Here is an 18484-nt window from a genome sequence, read left to right as displayed (position 1 = left end):
GATCCCGGTCGACTCGTACAGCTGTTGCCACAAGGGATTGACGGATAAATGCTGTGTCAGCTATTCAACCGGTTTGAATTCGAGTTCCCTGACTTCCACCTGGCCCCGCTCTTTCTCCGCGGCCAGTGTGCCTCGAAAAAGAAGATAGCCCACACTCGGCGTTCTAACGTTGAATTTCGCCTCAACGGAGCAAAAGCCATCCTTATCGGGGCGGGAGACCGTGTGCGAGACAATTCGGGGGAGGGCCGGTGTCCTGGAAAGGACCCGGGGGGCCGCTCCGGAAATCACCGGCAACATGACGACAGCCCGGGTATCTTTGAAGTTGGAGAAGTAAAAATGGAATGCCGCATTTACCGTATCCTTATTCAGTTTAACTTTCCCCCGGAATTTCCAGCTGCCCGGTTGAAATGCAATCCGCGCAGAATCGAAGGTGATGGTCTGGGCATACCATTTTTTTCGATTAAAGTGTAACCGGAGAATGCCGTTGCTGAGAGAATAGAGTTCCGGCCGGTAGCGCATGAATTCCGTCGCGGTGAATTCTTTGCCGGCATTGAAACGCCAGAACCGGGGATAAGGGATCTCTTTTGCCCATGCCGGAGTGATCGCGTCCGGCCGTCGTGGTGTCATCATCTCCGCGTAACTGCGTATCTGGCGGAAGTCGCCGTTCAACAACTCTTTTGCAGCTCCGTTCATATAGATGGAACGGATTTCCCGGATGAGCCGGTTCTCGTCAAAATTCTTTGATAGAGCTGCAAAAGGAGCGGTCATGAGGATATCTGCTGTACCTCCATCCAGTTTTCCTTCGAGAATGCGGGCGTATGCGACTTTGATTGCCAGATCGCGCCAGGCGGGATCCCCGGTGATCCGGGAGTAATCAGCCATTACCGGGTAGAAGTAGCTCCCACGTCCTCCGACGTAATCTGAGGCAATGAGCGGCAACGTTTGTTCTGCCGGGAGATTGGGGTACAACTCTTCCAGATGTACTCGATAAGTCAATTCGAGATCAAGAGAGTTTGCAATCTCTTTCTTCAATACCGGCAGAAGTGTTTTGTCACCGGTGATGTCATACATTTTGAGCAGTCCGGCGCAACCGTACCAGCAGGCAAACGGGACCACGCCGGAATTTTTCCAGTAAAAGAGGCAATCTTCGCGATTGCGCGTAGTACGCTGCATCGTGCGGTCGTCTTTCTGCGGCGGTGCACTGAGACGTTTGCGTGCCATATCAAGCTGCACATCGAAACGGCCGGTAAACTGTTTGTCTCCGAAAGTGCGGCACAGGTCCGCGAGGGTCAGCAGATAGTAGGCAAGCTCGCGGTTCTCGGCGATCTGCGGATTGTTCGGGCGCATTGCCAGAAATGCTTCTCCCACCTGGAATGCGACTTCCCGGCTGCGTGGAGAACCCGTGAGCAGATAGTGCAGAAGGACCCCCTGGATCCAGGCGTGACCGAAATGGCTGCCGCCGTTGACATGGTTGCTGGAGTGCAGAATCGGAAAATTGATGTTATGATTGATATCGATATCCCGATAGTGTTCTGCCGCCGCTAATCCAAGTCGCAGAGTTTCCGGATCTCCAGAACGGAGACCGCGCAGCAGCATGGCATAATCGTCGTATGACTCCAGATTGGCCCAGCCGCCGTCTCCCGGGTGATCTCCATAATCAAACATGCCGAACCAAAGTTTCTTTTTTACTCCGATGGGGGTGAATGATCCGGATTTCATGAAGTTCTCCAGGTAAAGGTCAAGCAGTGGAAATCTTCCTGCCGGAGAGAGCTGCAGGGGGAGGCCGGTGTGAATGGTCCAGAGTGGATCGGCCAGGGCAACAGAAGGATTTTCAACCCAGGCCGCGGAATCTTTCAATTCCGGAGCTGTACCCGTGGCGTAAGCCCGAAGTGTACCGGTCCTGGTGACCGCCATCCCGGGGGGAAAGAGCAGAGGTTGAACAGGAGCTCCGGGCCAGAAGAAAAAGCGAGCTTTTCCGTCGTTCAATCCGACGCAGGAGGGATGTCTTCTCCAGCTGTCATGCAGATGCAATTGATAGATGTATTGCTTGTTCGCCTGTTCAAGCGCGACCGATTCCCGCTTATTTTTCTCGAATTGAAGATTTCCTGTACCTGCATCGTTGCCGAAAAGGAACTTTTTCGAACAGTTATCAAATGCCTGCAATATTTTTCGGGAAGATGTGCCTGCATCCTTCAACGGAGCTTCCCAGTATACATCGCGCAATGTGGCGACTTGAGTTGGATGACGATTGATCAAGGTGAGTTCCACGGTGACTCCCGGAGTGCTTTTCCACAATAGAAGTCTGGCTGTGTAGCTGAGCAGAACTGTGTCCGGATTGTCTTCTGCGATGAAATCTCCCCGGGCGGCAATGACCGTATGCAGCGGACCGTCGAATTCGGTGTGAATTTCCCGTGTGATCCCCTGATAGCGGTGATTGTCAATCCCGACAGCGCGCAGAATTCCTGAGCCGATGATCGTTTCACCTGTCGGCGAAGTGAATTTTTCCCAGAGATGGGCCGGGTTCCGGGAAGGGTGCCAGATGAGATTTCCAACTGTTCTGCTTTGGGAAAGGCGCGGCACATCCTCGCAGCCGGCCTTCCGGTTGGAAAATTCAAGCGTAAAATTGTTTTCTCCCGGTTTGAGATCTGTTTCAAAATCCAGTTTCAAAGAAAGAATGGATTGATCTGCCAGGTGGAGCGCCAGCGGCGAGGTCTGGATTGGAACGGTACCTCCTTTGACATCTTTCAGAATATAGCCGGTATTGCTTCCAACAACTCCGGCAGGAAACAGGATTCCTGTGGAGCAGGGGGCATCGCGGCGGATGTTTTTTCCCGGATGACTGACGTGAATCGGAACCGCACCTGAGCTTTCTTGCTTCACCGCGCCCGGTTTCAATTGAAATTCCGGGAACTTGCTTTTCGTCAATTCCCGGCGGAGAACTCCGTGGTCCAGCTCGGCAGGCCGGTATTGGGATGGCTGTGTGCCGCATTCCCATTGGACCGCATCCGCCCATACGGTTACTCCTCGGGGAATCTCTATCTGAAAGTTGACCGGGCCCTGATTGATTCCAAGGCGTCTTCCGAACCGGAATTGCTTTACAATCAGTTCATATCGTTGCCATGCCGTTCCGACTGCAACTGTTTTTTTTACTTCGGATTGATCGAAAAAACGATAGACGGAGGCTTTCAGGCAGACCGGGGTGTCCGGCTGGTCTGCCTTCAGAAAAACAGAGAAAACCCAGGGCTTCTTCTGCGTCGGCAACGGCGCATTTACTTCACTGGTCAGTGTCAGGGGAGTTCCGTTATTGCTTCGCAAAGAACGCCGGCCGTCTACTGCGGTTGTCTGGTCGGGGGACCATCCGTATGACGCGAGGTAATCTTTGTCGACCATGCGATGGAAGGCGGGAGAGGTGCCGTATTCAAAACTGCTGTCCGGGATCATATTGGCTCCTGCTGCAGTCAAGGTTGCGAGCAATGGAATGGAAAGAATCGTTTTCATTTCACTCCTCCTGTCCAGAACTCGTGATCCTGATTACTGTTGTAATTTCTGAAATCGTTCAGCAGAACGTGGCCGACATGGCCATCCCAGTACACCGCGTGGATGCCCTGATTGTGCAGGAAATAGAGGGCATTCACATAAAGCGAACTGGTGTTGCTTTTCAAAAAGGTCTCATGGAAAAATTTATTGTTGCGATCTGGTTGCTGTCTGATTTGAATGGCATCTCCAAAGAAAAGCAGCGCAGAGGGATGGGGAATTCTGGCATGAGGGAGAACTTCTGTATTGACATTGCCACTCGAATCCAGAGCCATTGTGTTCTTATTGACGGCGTAAGTACGGTTCATCGGCCAGGCGGTGTGGTCGTTCGGATAGCTTTGAAAATAGGTCGGGCAGGTGAAAATTGTATTTTCCATGGCAACAACTTTGTAATATCCGAGATAGCTTCCGAGACAGCCGGATTTGGATGAGGAATTATAAGCCGGATAGTGAAACGCTCCTCCCGGAAAACAGTGATAATCATGCACATACTGAATGCCGGCAGAACCAATCTGTTTGAGGTTGTTTCTGCATTGAATATTTCTGGCGGAAGTTCTCGCTTTATTCAAACTGGGAAGGAGCATTGCCGCCAGAATCGCGATAATCGCTATTACAATGAGGAGTTCGATAAGGGTAAAACTCTTCCTGTCTGATCTTTGCGTGATAATGTATTGTTTCAGGTCCGCCATGTTGCCTCCTGGAAGTTGAAGAACGTTTGTACGATATGTGAATGCTTTCCCTACTTAGATTAAGACTCGCTCATCGCGGCGGCCCGCTCGATGGTCAGCGCCGATTCCGGCCGTTCGCCCGCGGCGAAGCGCCCGATCTCGTCGGCAAGGCAGTTCCAGCGCTGCTCGAACTCGATCGAATTGTTCGCCCGGTGCGGCGTCAGAAGAACCCGTTCCATCGTCCGCAGCGGCGAATCGCTCTCCAAAGGCTCGTTTTCGAAGACGTCGAGCGCAAGGAAGATCCGCTTTGTCTTCGCCGCTTCGATCATCGCGGATTGATCCACCATCTTCCCCCGCGCGATGTTTACGAACAACGCATCCTCCTGCATCGCGGCAAACTGTTCCGCGCCAACCATGTGGAAGGTCTCGGAATTGCTTCCGCCCGCCAGGATGATGATTTCGCTGCCGCGGAACGCCTCGTCAAGCGACACCTTCTTCACGCCCGCCGCCGCCGCTTCTTCGCTGGTGAGATGGCGCGACACCACCGACAGATCGTCCGTGAAGTTCCGGAAGAGCCGCACGATCGCACTTCCGATCCGCCCGAAACCGATCACCGCCACCTTGCGCTGGAAGAGAATCCGTGTGCGCGGATACTTGAACCGCGGCCACGCCTCTCCCGAAATCATATCGTGATGGTAGTCAGCAATCCGCAGCAGCGAAGTGAGCACCAGCGCCAGCGTGTACTCCGCCATCGGCCGCTCCCGCGAAGCGCCGGTGTGGATCACCGTGATCCCCTTGCGGAGCGCGTACAGATCGGCGATGTTCTGCCGCGTGCCGCCGTAGGTCGAGGCGATCAGCCGGAGCTGCGGCGCCGCGTCGATCACCCGCTCGGTGACCAGCATCTGCGCCGTGAACGGCACTAGCACCGCTTCGTATCCGGGCAGGTGACGCAGCAGTGCCTCCTCACTGATCTCCTCGATCTCGGTGATGTCGCTGTGTTCGGCGATCCGGGCGCGGGCAGCCGCATCGGCGATTTTCCCCAGCGAAAGAAGGGAAATTTTTTTCATCTTCTGTTCCTCCTCACCGGCCCATCCAGCCGCCGTCGACCAGATAGATTGAACCGTTGACGTAATCGCTTGCCCGGGAGGCGAGAAAGACCGCCACCCCCTTGAAATCCTCCGGCGTGCCCCAGCGGCCGGCCGGAATCCGTTCGAGAATCGCCCGGCTGCGTTCCGGGTCGTCACGCAGCGCCTGTGTGTTGTCGGTCGCGATGTAACCCGGCGCGATGCCGTTGACGTTGACGCCGTGCTTTGCCCATTCGTTCGAAAACGCCATCACCAGTTCGCCGACGCCCGCTTTGCTCGCCGCGTAGCCCGGTACATTGATTCCTCCCTGAAAGGTCAGCAGTGAACAGGTGAAGATGATCTTGCCCGACCGGCGTTCGACCATGTCACGGCCGAATTCCCGGGCGAGGATGAACTGTGACGATAGGTTGATTTCCAGCACTTTGTCCCAATATTCATCCGGATGCTCCGCCGCGGGTTTCCGTAGGATGGTTCCGGCGTTGTTGAAGAGGATGTCGACCGGCGGCTGTTCCGCCTTGACCGCGGCGATCCACCGGTAGAGCGCCGCCCGGTCGGAGAAGTCGCACTGGTACGGCGTGAACTTGCGCCCGAGCGCGCGCACCTGTTGTTCGGTTTCGCTCCCCGGCTGCAGCGTGGCGGAGACGCCGATGATGTCCGCACCCGCTTCGGCGAGACCGAGGGCGATTCCCTGGCCGATGCCACGGGAACAGCCGGTGACGACAGCGGTTTTACCATCCAATTTGAATTGATCGAGAATCATGTTCACGCCTCCTTCCGGCAACGGATCAATATCTTCATCGCATCGGGCGACTGCCCGAGATATTCGAATGCACTCTGCAACTCCTCCAGCGGGAAGACCCGGCTGATCAGCCGGTCGTACGGCAGTTCCCGTGCCGCCACCAGTGCAATCGCCCGCTCGAAATCTTCACTCTCATACACCCGCGCGCCGGTCATGGTAAGCTCCTTCCAGAAGAACTTGTGCAGATCCACCGGCACCGGTGCCGGATAGATCGCCACCATGACGATGGTTCCCCGCGGCCGCGTCGCCTCAGTGATCAGCCGCGCGCCCGCTTCGGAGCCGGTCACTTCGAACACCACGTCGGCGCCCGAGCCGCCGGTCTCCCGGCGGATGCGCGCGACCGCATCTTCCGCTTTCGGATCGATGACGGCGAAGCCGAGCTCGCGGGCGAGCCGGAGCCGGGCGGGATTGATTTCGATCACGGTGACTTGTCCGCCCGCCTTGCGCGCGGTGAGCGCGATCAGCATGCCGATCGGACCTCCGCCGTTGACCACGACGAAATCCCCTTCCTTCAGGCCGGAGCGACGGACGTCGTGACAGGCGACCGCCGCCGGTTCGACCAGCGCGGCAAGCTCCATCGGCATATCGTCGGGCAGGTGGTGAACCAGCCGGGCCGGAACCACCCACTCTTCGGCGAATGCGCCAGGTGTCTCGATCCCGAGGAATTTCAGTTTTTCGCAGATGTGCGTGAATCCCGCGCGGCAGGTGTTGCAGCTCCCGCAGTTGTCGAGCGGGCGCACGGTCACCGCGTCGCCGACCTGGAACTCCGCCACCCCTTCTCCCAAACGGAGGATTCGGCCGCTCATTTCGTGACCGATCGCCTGAGGCGGGTGAACCCGTTGATCCATATGCCCTTTGAAGATGTGGACATCGGTGCCGCAGATGCCGCAATATTCCACGGCGATTGCCACTTCCCCGGGACCGGGCACGGTATCGGGAATTTCCCGGCACTCGATCCTGCCGGGGCAAATGTACTGAGCCGCTCTCATTTTAAAAGTAACCTCCGTTGGCAACCACTTCGGTCGGTTTCATGCCGGAGTTGACCATGCCGCGGATTCCCTCCTCCTTGAGCAGGAGCGCTTCCGCCTTCTCCAGCACGTCGAGGGTGATCTCCGCCGGAATCCGGATTGCACCGTCGATGTCGCCGAAGATCCAGTCGCCGGGATGGATGACGATTTCGCCGATCCGGATCGGTTTCTGGTAGTAGTACATGCGGAACCGCCCCAGCATTCCGACGTTGGTGCGGTATTTGAGAAAGACTGGAAAATTCTGCGCGAGAATCGCTTCCGTGTCGCGGATGCCGTTGACGAATGCACCGCGGCAGCCGTTTTTTCGCGCCGCCATGGTCATCACCTCGCCCCACTGGGCGGTGACGGTGTCGCCGGTGCAGTCCCACATGACGATGCTTTCCGGCGGGAGCGCTTCAAGCATTTCAGCACGCATTGCAAACTCGCCGTCGGTGGTGATGTCGGGTGCGCCCTTGATGGTGAAGGCGCGGCCGCAGAGCTTCATGTCGCGGTTCAGCGGCTGGTATTCCGACGGGAGCGCCGCGTGCATCTTGTAGTCGAAACGGAGAATGTCGTTGACGGCGCCGGAATAGAGCTTCAGGTAGCGTTCGCGCAGTTCGGCATCGGATACGGTTGGCTTGGAAATCATATTATTTCTCCTCGTTCATCGCCTCATCGAATGAGGGAATCAGTTGATTGCGATACAGCTGCTCGGCCTGCCCGAACGCGAGAATAACCGGCCCGGCGGCGTGAACGTCGTTGCATTTCCACGGATGTGTCGCGTAGGAGGCGATCGTTGCCTCGCCCGGTGCGAGACAGCCGGTGCAGCAGTGATAGATCGAACCATCCATCGCAATGTAGCGCAGGAGGCCGCGCAGTCCGCTCAGGAAGGGCTCGACCATCTTTGCCCGGTCGAGCGAACCGTTTTTGATGCCGCGTCCCATGCCGTAGAGGATCAGTCCGGTGCCGGAACTCTCCGGATAGCTGCCGGAATCCTCCATGCACTGGTGGAACATGCCGTCGGCATCCTGCACCGCAAGACAGCCGTCGATCACGTCGCGGAAGGCATTTCGCACCTCGTCGCGCCGGGGGAAAGCCTGCGGCAGATCGTAACAGAGTTCGGCCAGCGCATACACGCCCCAGCCGACGCCGCGGCTCCAGACCGCGGAGAGCTTTCCGCCGAACCGCGCCTGATGATAGAGCTTCGTCGCCGGATTAAACAGCGCCCGGTGATGGCCGAGCATCTGATGGACACCCTCCTCAATGAACTCCTTTCGTCCCGTCGCCTTGCCGACCCAGACGAGGAAGGGGCAGACACCGAAAACCGTGTCGATCCAGAGGAGCTTATCCGGGCGGTTCGGGTTGATGAAGAGCCCCTCGTCATCGCGCGGGAATTCCCGGCAGAGCCGTTCTGCCGCCGGGACCAGAATCTTCTCCGCTTCCGGCAGGTAGCCGCGCACCAGCAGCCAGGCGGTAGCATTTCCGCCCTGCTGATAGATATAGGAGTTGTAGGCCCCTGCGACCGACGGCACCCGTCCGGAAAGGTATTCCCGCGCCAGCTGTTTTGACTCCTCGAGGATCGCGTCGTTCCGGGTGATTTTCCCGACCCGTTCCCAGGCGTTCAGCGCCAGTATCGACGCGTACGAGTTGAGACCATGGGTTTTCCGGAACATCTGCCACGCCTTCCGGGCGATCTCTTCATACCCCGAGAAGGGAAATGGTTTCTCACTCATTGGTTTTGCTCCTTTTCATCAATGATATATTAAATCTATATCTATACCAAATTATACTATAAAAGAGAGAGAATGTCAATAGAAAAACGGAGAAAAATCTTGATTTTTCTTATATGATATATTAAATTATATCAATGCTGAAAAAGGAGAGAGCAATGGCGAACAGTGATCTGATCGGCTCGCTGGTGCGGGCAATGGAAATTCTGAAGATGATCGGCGGCTCGCCTTCGGGCTGCCGGGTGGAGGAGATCTGCACGGCGATGCAGTTGAAGCCGCCGACGGTCTACAACATAATCCGGACACTGACAGCGGGGGGATTTGTCGAGCGGCACAATCGCAGCCTCAGGCTGGGCCGGGAGTTTAAACGTCTGGCCGGTGTCGGGGAGGGAGGATTGCTCGAAGGCGTTGCTGAAACGGAACTTCTGGCGCTCTATCAGCGGATTCCGAAAGGAACGGCGATTTTCGGAGTCTCCACGCGGCAGGGGGTGGAACAGACCCACCGGATCAGCTTCGACCGGCCGGGAGTGATTCAGAATCTGCCGAATGAGATCATGCACCCCTATGCGACGGCGGCGGGATTGATCGGGCTGGCGTTTGCGGATGAGGAGAGTTTCCTGCTGCAGAGCGAGAAGTGGCCGTTCGCGGAGTTCGGCGCGCATTTGTGGAAGAGTCGGGCCGAACTGGAGAGTTTTCTCGAACAGGTGCGGAAAGAGAAGGTGGCGCTCTCTCCTTTCGACCGGGATCTTTTCTGGCGCATCTCCGGCGCGGTGACCGACGTGGAAGGGCGGCTTCATGCGGTGATAGGGGTCAGCATTCCGGCGATTCACCTCAATGCGGTGGCGGAGCAGGCGGCGGAGATGGAGGTGCGCAAGTCCGCTGAAAATCTTGCCCGGGTATTGCGGGAACGGTTGTGAGCGGCAGAACTCTTCGCCGCCGGCGCGGGATCACTCCGCCTCCTCCGGGGCGCGGCGGTTCCGGCGGCGGTACGCCAGGGGCGAACTGCCGAGATCGTTGCGGATGAACCGGATGAAGGAGGAGAGACAGGAAAATCCGCACTTCCGGGCGATCTCCCGGACCGGCAGATCGGTCCCCATCAGCAGAATCTGCGCTTCGGTCAGGCGGCGGCTCCGGATGTACTGCCCCGGCGGCATCCCGATCTTCTCGTGAAAGAGCCGGGTGAGCGTGCGTTTCCCGACGCCGAAGGTGTCGCAGAGCAACGTCAGATCCAGCGCCGGATCCGTCAGATGGCTCTGAATCCACTCCATGCACTGCTTGACCAGCAGCGAGGACTGTTCGCCTGCCGGATTTTCCGGGTACAGTCCGGCGAGCAGGGTTCCGACCAGCCGGGAGGTGCGGCGGACCTGCTGATAGTCCGAGTCGGAGACCGCCTGTTTGAGGGTCCGGTAGAGCTCTTCCGGCAGGCCGCCGGTTCCCCGCTGCAGCCGCGGGTACTGGTAGGCGAGCAGTGTCGCCGCGGCCAGCGGCCCGTCGAAGCAGACCCAGCGGGTGGTCCACTCCGCCGAAAGGGCGTGATGGCGGTGCTCCTCGCCGGGGAGGTAGTAGAAGACGTCGCCCGGATTGCAGAGATAATTTTTGTCGTAAAGTGTCAACTCGCCGACTCCGGAGACGCCGAAGACGAGCTCGCAGAAGGAGTTTTTTAAACTGCCCATTTCGGCGGTCTCTCCCCGAAGCAACCGCTTTTCTCCGACGGAAAAGAGATAAAAGGGCAGCGGAGGCGAGGAAACAACCTCTTTGTTTCTGGTGTAGCAGTCGTTGAACATCCTGTCTCGAAGTGTTGATTTCCGGCCTGTTTTGCGCCTTGATTTTCTGTTTCTGCTCCAGTATACTATGAAGGAGCGAAAATGTCAAGCCGGGAAGGAGGTTCTTCGTGAAATACGGCATCTATTACGCCTACTGGGAGCAGGAGTGGAAGGCGGATTATTTCCGCTACATCGAGAAGGCGGCAAAACTCGGTTTCGACGTGCTGGAGATCGCCTGTACGCCGTTGCCGGACTATTCGAAGCGGCAGCTCGACGATCTCCGCCGCTGTGCGGCGGACCACGGCGTGACGCTGACCGCCGGGCATGGACCTTCCGCCCGGCAGAATCTGGCCAGCGCCGATCCCGCGGTCGCCGCGGAGGCGCGGCGCTTCTACACCGATTTGCTGCGCCGCCTCGAAGTTCTGGGAATCCGCACCATCGGCGGCGGCATCTACAGCTACTGGCCGGTCGACTATTCCCGGCCGATCGACAAGCCGGGTGACTGGGCGCGCAGCATCGCGGGGGTCCGCGACGTCGCCCATGTGGCGGAGGATTGCGGCGTCAGCTACTGCCTCGAGGTGCTCAACCGGTTCGAGGGGTATCTGCTGAACACCGCGGAGGAGGGGGCGAGATTCGTACGTGAGGTCGACTCCCCCGCCGTCAAGCTCATGCTGGATACCTTCCACATGAACATCGAAGAGGACTCCTTCGGCGACGCCATCCGCTCCGCCCGCGGCCTGCTCGGCCACTTTCACACCGGCGAGTGCAACCGGCGGGTGCCCGGACGGGGCAGAATCCCATGGCGCGAAATTGCGTTTGCCCTGCACGACATCGGGTATGACGGCACGGTGGTGATGGAGCCGTTCGTTCGGATGGGCGGTACCGTCGGCAGTGACATCAAAGTCTGGCGCGACCTCAGTCGCGGTGCGGACGAAGCACAACTCGATGCGGAGGCGAAGGCCGCGCTCGAATTTGAACGTTACATCCTTGAGACATTGTAAAAGAGAGGGAAAAGAGACATGAATTCACCGTTCTACTGGGGGGGTGCCACCTCCGCGTTTCAGATTGAAGGAGCGTGGAAAGAGGGGGGGCGCGGCCCCTCCATCTGGGATGTCTTCTGCGATCTGCCGGGCCGGATTCAGAACGGCGACCGCGCCGACGTCGCCTGCGACCACTTCCACCGCTACGAGGAGGATGTGGCGCTGATGAAGGAGCTGGGCGTCAACGCCTACCGCTTCTCGATCGCCTGGCCGCGGATCGTGCCGGACGGGACCGGCGCGGCCAATCCGGCCGGAATCGATTTTTACAACCGGCTGATCGACTGCCTGCTCCGCAACGGGATTGAACCGTTCCCCACGCTCTACCACTGGGATCTGCCGATCGGCTGCCAGTTCGCCGCCGACGGCTGGATGGCGCGGGAGACCGCCGAGGCGTTCGCCCGGTATGCGAAGATCTGTTTCGACGCCTTCGGCGACCGGGTGCGCCACTGGATCACCTTCAATGAGTCCTGGTGCACCTCGGTGCTGGGGTACGGCCTCGGCGTGTTTCCGCCGGCGCGGAAGGACCCGGATGCGCCCTACCGGGCTGCGCACAATCTGCTGCTGGCGCACGGACTGGCGGTCCGGGCGTTTCGTGAAGGCGGTTATGCGGGCGAAATCGGCCTCGCCAACAACTGCGACTGGCGCGAGCCGCTGACCGATTCTCCGGCCGACCGGGCGGCGGCGGAGCGGGCGGTGCAGTTCTTCTACGGCTGGTTCACTGATCCGGTCGTCTTCGGGGAGTATCCGGAGGAGATGCGTTCGAAACTGGGCGCGCGTCTGCCGGAATTTTCCGCGGAGGAGCGGGAGCTGGTCAGGGGGAGCGCCGACTTTCTCGGGCTCAACCACTACACCACGCTCTACGCTTCGGCAGAGAAGCCGGAGCGCGGAAACGACATCGGGCCGAATGGAAACGGCGGCATGATCGAGGATCAGGATGTCTTTCTCTCGGTCGATCCGCAGTGGAAACGCACCGACATGCTCTGGGGAGTGGTGCCGTGGGGATTCCGGCGGATGCTCAACTGGATTTCCCGCCGCTACTCGGGGCTGCCGATCTACGTGACCGAAAACGGCTGTTCCTGGCCGGAACCGGACCTCGCCTCGGCTGAAAACGATACGAACCGCAGCGAGTTTCTGAAGGAGTACATCGCGGCCATGCAGGCGGCGAAGGAGGAGGACAAGGTGGATGTGCGCGGCTACTTCTGCTGGACCTTGATGGACAACTTCGAGTGGAACAGCGGGTTTGCCCGCCATCTCGGATTGATCCGCACCTCGCCGGATGACCTCACCCGTCATCGGAAAGGATCCTTCTACACCTACCGCGACCTGATCCGTCAGGCGCGCGGTTGAACCGGTGAACGTGCGAAACGCGGGAAGGCGCTTCGTAAAATAAAACAGCCGGGAGGAGTCATCTGCTCCTCCCGGCGATGAGGTTCGTTATTTTGCGAGAGCGACGTCGAGGAACTCCGCCGGACGGAAGGGATTATCCCCCATGCCGCGCGAGAGCTGGAGCCAGCCGATCCGCCGGGTGCCGTCGGAGAGGTTGACCAGCACGTTGAGCCGGCAGCTGGAACCGGCGATCAGCCGGAACGGACTCACCGCCACCGGCGAGAAGGCCATTTCATAGATGGTCTTCCCTGGCTGGTGGCGGATGGCCAGCTTCACGTCGTCGATCTCGCCGATCTCTTTGGCGAAGCTGTCCCAGGTGACCGACGAGGCGGCCAGCCGCCAGACCAGCGGTTTTTCCTGAAACTCGCCGATCAGGTATTCGAAGTCGTCCGACTGGAATCCTTTCGTCTCCGGAGTGGCGTTTTTCATCGTGTCGATGCCGAACTGAAGGCTGTCGCCGCGCCAGATCGCCATCTTGCCGAACCGCTCCTCGGGGTGGAAGGCGTCGCGGTGGACGGTGACGGCGCAGTAGAGCGCGGCTGGACTCCACGCGAACCGGAGTTCCGCCCGGATCTGCTGATCCGCCTTGCTCCACGGCAGCAGCGTGCGGGCGTTCCGGAAGTCGAGCGTCACCGGAGCCGTTTCCGCCGGCCAGTCGGCGAGGTCGCCGTCGATCTTGATCTCGTTCCGCGCGGCGGGGATCATCATGCCGCGCAGGGCGATGGTGTGTTCCGCATCGCGGAAGCCGTCGATCCGGAGCTTCATTTTCAGCTGCTGCTCCGTTCGCGAAATCGGCGCGGGGGCGCGGAATTTCAGAAGTTCCGTTTTTTCGCCGTAAATCTTGAACGTTTTCCGCTCTCCGGCGCATTCGACCGAGCCGGTGAGGGTCTGGGTGGTCACGTTCCGCAGGCGGATGCCGAAGGTGTTCGCGTCGCAGAGCTCGACCGAGTACCGCAGCGGGTTCTCCACGCCGGTCTGCCGGGCGGAGGCGAGGAACTGTTTCAGCTCCGCGACCGGGAGGGTGCTCTTCAGATAGACCGGGAACTCATCCAGCCGGATTTTTTTCGCGGAAAATGAGCTGCCCATCATATCGCAGAAGTCGGCTTCGCGGGCGAATTCGAGCGTTTCGGGCGTCCCCTCCCACTGCCAGAGTGCGGCGATTCGTTCCGTGCCTTTGTCGAAAATGTAGCAGCGTTTGTTGGCCCCGAGCCGGACCCGGTCCACGACCGGCGCCTCTCCCAGCAGGTCGGCGGCGTTCCGGACCGCGTAGAGGAAGGGGGCCGGAACCCAGTGATGACCGGGGTCGCCGAGGACGCCGGTCCAGGCGTAGCCGAGGTCGATTCCGGTCGACTGGAAGTGGAAATAGCTTTTGACGCCGCAGGCGAATTCGATCAGCGCATACCGGAGATCACGCGCCGCGTACTGAACGGCGAGGGGGTGAATCCGATTGTCCGGCAAAGTCGGAAAGTTCATGTTGCCGCTTTCGGAGCTGAGGATCGGGAGGTCGGGGCGGTGGCGTTTCAGCGCCGCCTGAAATTCCTGCTGGGCGGTTTCCAGATCGGGCAGCTCCGGGAGCTGGCGGTAGGGGTGTTCGGTAAGGGCGTCCAGCACTTTCGCCGCACCCGCCTTCAGATACGCCGCCAGAAATTCCGGTTTCACGTGGCACCCGGGACCGGCGATTTTCGCCTGCGGATCCAGTTCGCGGATTGCCTGCGCCATCTGCACGGTGGCGGCGGCGCAGCTCTCCGGCGTGGAGGGGTTGTACTTCGCGGGATCGGGATTGGTCGTTCTGCCGCCCCAGATCTCCGGTTCGTTGAAGAGCTCGTAATAATCCACCTTGCCGCGGTGTTGGAGGATCGCCTCCTTGAAATGGCCGGTGATGAGCGAACGGGCGTCTTTGGGAATGTAGAACGGCGCCTGGGGGGTATGGCCGGAGATGTTGACCATCACCAGGAATCCGGCGTCGTGAAAGCGGGTTGCGGAACGGAAGCCGCCGCACTCCGGTTCGTTCGGTTTCGCCCAGAGCCGGACCGCGCCGAGACCGAAGTCGCGGAACAACCGGATGGTGAACGCGTCATCCTGCGGGGAGGTGTGGACATTGGTCCCCCAGCGGGTGAGCGATTTGCCGGGCGAGCGGAGGATGCCGGTGTAGAAGGTGTGGGTGTACGCTTTCCCGTCTTCCGCCGTGGCGGTGAAGATCAGATTGACCGGGCCGAGAACGTTGGCGGGCGGGGTGATCGAGAACGGTTTTTTTCCGGGAATGGCGATCGACTCCGGTGTCTTCCCGGCGGCGACGACTTCGCCCCGCCAGTTGCGCAGCTCCCAGTTGAGGCGGCAGCTCTTCGCTCCTGCGGCGGCATCCAGTTGGATGGTGCCGCGGAACGGTTTCCCCGCGTAAAAGTAGCCGTGTTTGCTCTCCAGTTTTCCGGAGAGGGCGATTGCCGGGGGCGGCATTTCGGTGCTTTTCAGCGCCGGTTGACAGGCGGCGTCATCGAGCCAGACCTTCCCGGCAGGGGTGACGATCGGCGAGACGTGATGAAAACTCTCCGTCATCGCCGGATTGCCGATTTTGATCACCCCCGGCGCGCTGTCGCCGAATGAAGGAACTGCAAGTTCATACTTCTTCCATTCGGTTCCGACGCTCACGGTTCTTAAATAGGCGGCTCCGTGATGGGTGAAGAAGCCGAGAGAGACCGCGGTTTTCGGCTTTTCCGCCTTCAGGTACATCGAGAAGACGAGCGGCTTGCCGATTTGGTAGGGGACCGCGTTGAAGACCAGCCGGTTGAATCCATTCTTGACCGGTTCCAGCCGGAACGAGTGCTTCCCGGAGTGGAATTCGTCGTCGTCGACCGCCACCTTCATCGACGGTTTGGCAATGCGGACCTCCGACGGGGGGTACACATTGTAGAAGCCCCGTTCCGCGCCGCCGTTGGTGATGAAGTTGGCGCGGGGATCGACCTTGCGGTCGTCCTGTTTGACGGTGCAGGTGATTCTGCCGATCTTCAGAAACGGGAGATCCTGGAAGGTGATCCGGCAGGAGACATGCTTCAGATTCTCCGGGAATTTCGTTTCGAAGCGGTACAGTGCGGGGGTGGATTTCAGGGAGATGGTCTTCTTCTTCCAGTAGTGTCTGTCGGTTCTCCCCTCGAAAAACAGATCGACCGTGGCCCCCTCCGGACCGGCGAGTTCCGCCTCCAGAACCACCTCTTTCCCCGGCTGCGGCGTCAGCGGGTAGTAGAAGTCCAGCGTCTTCCCCGGAAACGCCTTCCGGAAGCGTTCGGTGTTCAGCAGGAGCATTCCCTCCTGCACGGAGGCCTCCGGAAGGCCGGATTTCTGCATGTCGCGGACGGAGCCGGTCCGGGTACTGCCGCAGTAGAGGAGCAGTTCGCGGTTCTGATTGGTGAACCGGGTGGAGAGATTTTCCCACGGTTCTCCGTTCGACGGACGGGCGGCGGCACTCCGTTTCCTGCTGTTGGCGGCTGTTTCAAAGAGAATGCCGTAGTGGCCGGCGGGGATCAGAAGCCGCCCGCGCCAGAACAGCGCCCGCCCGGGCGAGCCCGGCAAAGAGGCGATGGAGCGGCCGGGAATGACGGCCGGATGCTCCGGATCGGTGAAATCGACCGTGGTCACGCTCCCTCATTCGCGGCGGGTGAAGACGGCGATGGAGCCGTCGGTGGAGACGGTCCCCTCGGGGGATGGAACCCCTTTGATCTTCAAGACCTGTTCCGGAACCTGATCGGGCGCGGCCGGATCGAGCAGGACAACTCCTTTCTTCGCCGTCGCCGGGAAGAGGAAACGTCCGTTCAACGCGGCGGGCGCGGAGTTCTGCGCGGCAAGAAAACGCTTGTAATGGTACTTGATCTCGGGAACTTCTCCCCGCAGATCGAGCCAGAGGATGCCGCCTGCGTGACAGTTCACCGGCAGGAGGCCGCCGAGCTCCCGGTCCGCGGTGGTGTCGGTGTAGAAGATACCCCGGACCTGCTGCTTGAGCACGGTCCGGATTTTTTTCGGGTCGGAGACATCTTTGACGAAGAGCGTCATCCCCCCCGTGGTGCAGATGAGAAACCGTGGATTGGATACGGTGCGCAGATAGAGGCAGGTGGCCGGATCCCGGCCGAGCTCCTCCAGTTTCCCTTCGGGAGTGATCCGGTAGATCGCCAGGCCGTTCACGCCTTCGGCCGAATAGATCCTGCCGTCCCGGACCGCGACGTCGTAACTGCAGGCCAGCGGGAAGTGGTTCTGCGGAACCAGCCCCTGTTCCGTGACGCGCCAGGTCCGCAGCCCCTGATGGGAGCAGGCGGCATAGAGGGTGTCCTGCTCCAGAAACAGGCGGCGAACCTGCCCGTTGACGTCGATGCGCTGAAATCCGGGAAACTCCTTCGGGGCGCCTTTCGTCTCTCCGGGAACCGGTTCCGGCTGGAGTTGCGGCGGTTTCGCTTCCGCCCAGGGGGTGATGTACAGGCCGTCCAGACCTGCGACGTAGAGCACGCCTTCCCCGATCGCCAGGCTGCCGACCGGATTCGGTCTCTTCCAGCAGCCGGGGAGTTTCCCCTGCGCGAGGATCTCCGGTCTGGCCGGGTCGGCGACATTCACCAGATAGATGCCGTTGATGGTGTCCGCCACGTAAGCGGTCGTCCCCGAAACCGTCACGGTCCAGGAGTCAAAAAACATGGTCGGCGACGGCGGGAACTTGACCCCGCCGACCCGCCGCGGACGGGCCGGATCGGAGATGTCGAAGATCTCCAGCCCGTGGCCGCGGTTCTTGCGCGCCTCCTTCGGACCGGTTTTTGCATCCATTCCGGTGGCGGCGTAGCAGTAGTTCCCCCGTACGGCCATGCCGTCACCGTAGCCATCCAGCTGAAAACTCCCGACCCGTTTCGGATTCCTCAGATCGGCGACGTTCCAGATGGTGATCCGGCCGTGGCCCCAGCTGCCGCAGTAGAGGAGGTTGTTGTGGAAGGCGACCGACTGAATCTCGCCGCCCCGGATCAGCCCGACGTGGCGCGGTTTTTCCGGAATCGTGCAATCCAGAATTTCCACCCCGTAGATCCTCTGGGCGACGAAGACGATGTTTCCGGTCACGGCGATTCCGGTCGCCAGCTCCACCGTGTCGAACCGGGTGAGCAGCCGCGGCTCCGCCGGGTCGGCGAGGTCGAAAATCCAGAGCCCCTGGCCCCGGGCGGTGATGTAGAGCCGGTTGTTCTGCATCGCCATCTGCCGCCCGGAGACGCCGGGCAGGCGTTTCACCAGCCGGGGCGCGGCCGGTGTGCTGAGATCGTAGACGGAAAGTCCCTTCCCGCCGGCGGTATACAGGTAGTTGCCGTTCCGCAGTATCGGAACGCAGTTGGTCGAATCCGGAACCTTCCGGAGTTCCAGCTCCGCCGGCGCCGCCGCCGTGTTTCCGGCAAAGAGGACGGCGAGGAGGAGCAGGAGAACGGTTGTGATCGATTTTCTGCCGATGTGGATCATTGG

The 18484-nt window shown here is 59.9% G+C and carries 13 protein-coding genes; 3 read left to right on the top strand and 10 right to left on the bottom strand.

The features are described from left to right. Positions 1–60 precede the first annotated feature (60 nt). Genes ACMLHG_RS01390 through ACMLHG_RS01360 form a run of 7 tightly spaced genes read right to left on the bottom strand, consistent with a single transcriptional unit; the run spans position 61 to position 8826 of the window. Positions 61–3498 carry a hypothetical protein gene (locus ACMLHG_RS01390; protein ID WP_417169294.1) on the bottom strand — a complete coding sequence of 1146 codons (3438 nt, stop codon included), beginning with the start codon at positions 3496–3498 and terminating at the stop codon, positions 61–63. Next, a complete protein-coding gene (locus ACMLHG_RS01385) occupies positions 3495–4223 on the bottom strand; it encodes a DUF1559 domain-containing protein (protein WP_417169293.1) in 729 nt (242 codons plus the stop codon). Before ACMLHG_RS01385 ends, ACMLHG_RS01390 begins: the two co-directional genes overlap by 4 nt. 59 nt (positions 4224–4282) lie before the next feature. Further along, positions 4283–5269, bottom strand: a complete 987-nt coding sequence (locus ACMLHG_RS01380) for an NAD(P)-dependent oxidoreductase (RefSeq protein ID WP_417169292.1) — start codon at positions 5267–5269, stop codon at positions 4283–4285. A 13-nt stretch (positions 5270–5282) separates the two neighbouring features. Further along, positions 5283–6044 (bottom strand): SDR family NAD(P)-dependent oxidoreductase, encoded by a 762-nt coding sequence (locus ACMLHG_RS01375; RefSeq protein ID WP_417169295.1) that lies wholly within the window; start codon positions 6042–6044, stop codon positions 5283–5285. Positions 6045–6049: 5 nt separating this feature from the next. Continuing rightward, the gene (locus ACMLHG_RS01370) at positions 6050–7075 is read right to left on the bottom strand and encodes a zinc-dependent alcohol dehydrogenase (protein WP_417169291.1); all 1026 of its coding nucleotides are present in this window, start codon (positions 7073–7075) and stop codon (positions 6050–6052) included. Between the two features lies 1 nt (position 7076). Next, positions 7077–7742 carry an RraA family protein gene (locus tag ACMLHG_RS01365; protein ID WP_417169290.1) on the bottom strand — a complete coding sequence of 222 codons (666 nt, stop codon included), beginning with the start codon at positions 7740–7742 and terminating at the stop codon, positions 7077–7079. Between the two features lies 1 nt (position 7743). Then, on the bottom strand, positions 7744–8826 hold the full coding sequence (locus ACMLHG_RS01360) for a glycoside hydrolase family 88 protein (RefSeq protein WP_417169289.1): 1083 nt from the start codon (positions 8824–8826) through the stop codon (positions 7744–7746). A 155-nt stretch (positions 8827–8981) separates the two neighbouring features. Here ACMLHG_RS01360 and ACMLHG_RS01355 point away from each other — a divergent pair, with 155 nt between their 5' ends. After that, on the top strand, positions 8982–9740 hold the full coding sequence (locus ACMLHG_RS01355; RefSeq protein ID WP_417169288.1) for a helix-turn-helix domain-containing protein: 759 nt from the start codon (positions 8982–8984) through the stop codon (positions 9738–9740). Positions 9741–9770: 30 nt separating this feature from the next. On the opposite strand, the gene ACMLHG_RS01350 is transcribed toward ACMLHG_RS01355, so the two are convergent. Next, the gene (locus ACMLHG_RS01350; RefSeq protein ID WP_417169287.1) at positions 9771–10496 is read right to left on the bottom strand and encodes a helix-turn-helix domain-containing protein; all 726 of its coding nucleotides are present in this window, start codon (positions 10494–10496) and stop codon (positions 9771–9773) included. Between the two features lie 218 nt (positions 10497–10714). Between ACMLHG_RS01350 and ACMLHG_RS01345 the strand changes: the two genes are divergently transcribed. Together ACMLHG_RS01345 and ACMLHG_RS01340 are read left to right on the top strand one after the other, a co-directional pair. After that, a complete protein-coding gene (locus tag ACMLHG_RS01345; RefSeq protein ID WP_295806914.1) occupies positions 10715–11587 on the top strand; it encodes a sugar phosphate isomerase/epimerase family protein in 873 nt (290 codons plus the stop codon). Between the two features lie 18 nt (positions 11588–11605). Next, complete coding sequence (locus ACMLHG_RS01340) at positions 11606–12973, top strand: GH1 family beta-glucosidase (RefSeq protein ID WP_417169286.1); 1368 nt, start codon at positions 11606–11608, stop codon at positions 12971–12973. 87 nt (positions 12974–13060) lie between these two features. Here the strand turns inward: ACMLHG_RS01340 and ACMLHG_RS01335 are convergent, their stop codons facing one another. Together ACMLHG_RS01335 and ACMLHG_RS01330 are read right to left on the bottom strand one after the other, a co-directional pair. Next, the gene (locus tag ACMLHG_RS01335) at positions 13061–16642 is read right to left on the bottom strand and encodes a hypothetical protein (protein WP_417169285.1); all 3582 of its coding nucleotides are present in this window, start codon (positions 16640–16642) and stop codon (positions 13061–13063) included. Between the two features lie 6 nt (positions 16643–16648). Then, positions 16649–18481 (bottom strand): hypothetical protein, encoded by a 1833-nt coding sequence (locus ACMLHG_RS01330; protein ID WP_417169284.1) that lies wholly within the window; start codon positions 18479–18481, stop codon positions 16649–16651. Between the last annotated feature and the right edge of the window lie 3 nt (positions 18482–18484).

Source organism: Victivallis sp. (assembly GCF_048170485.1).
Lineage (GTDB): Bacteria > Verrucomicrobiota > Lentisphaeria > Victivallales > Victivallaceae > Victivallis.
Note: the sequence above shows the minus strand (reverse complement) of the source record. Positions and strands in the feature narration are given on the sequence as shown.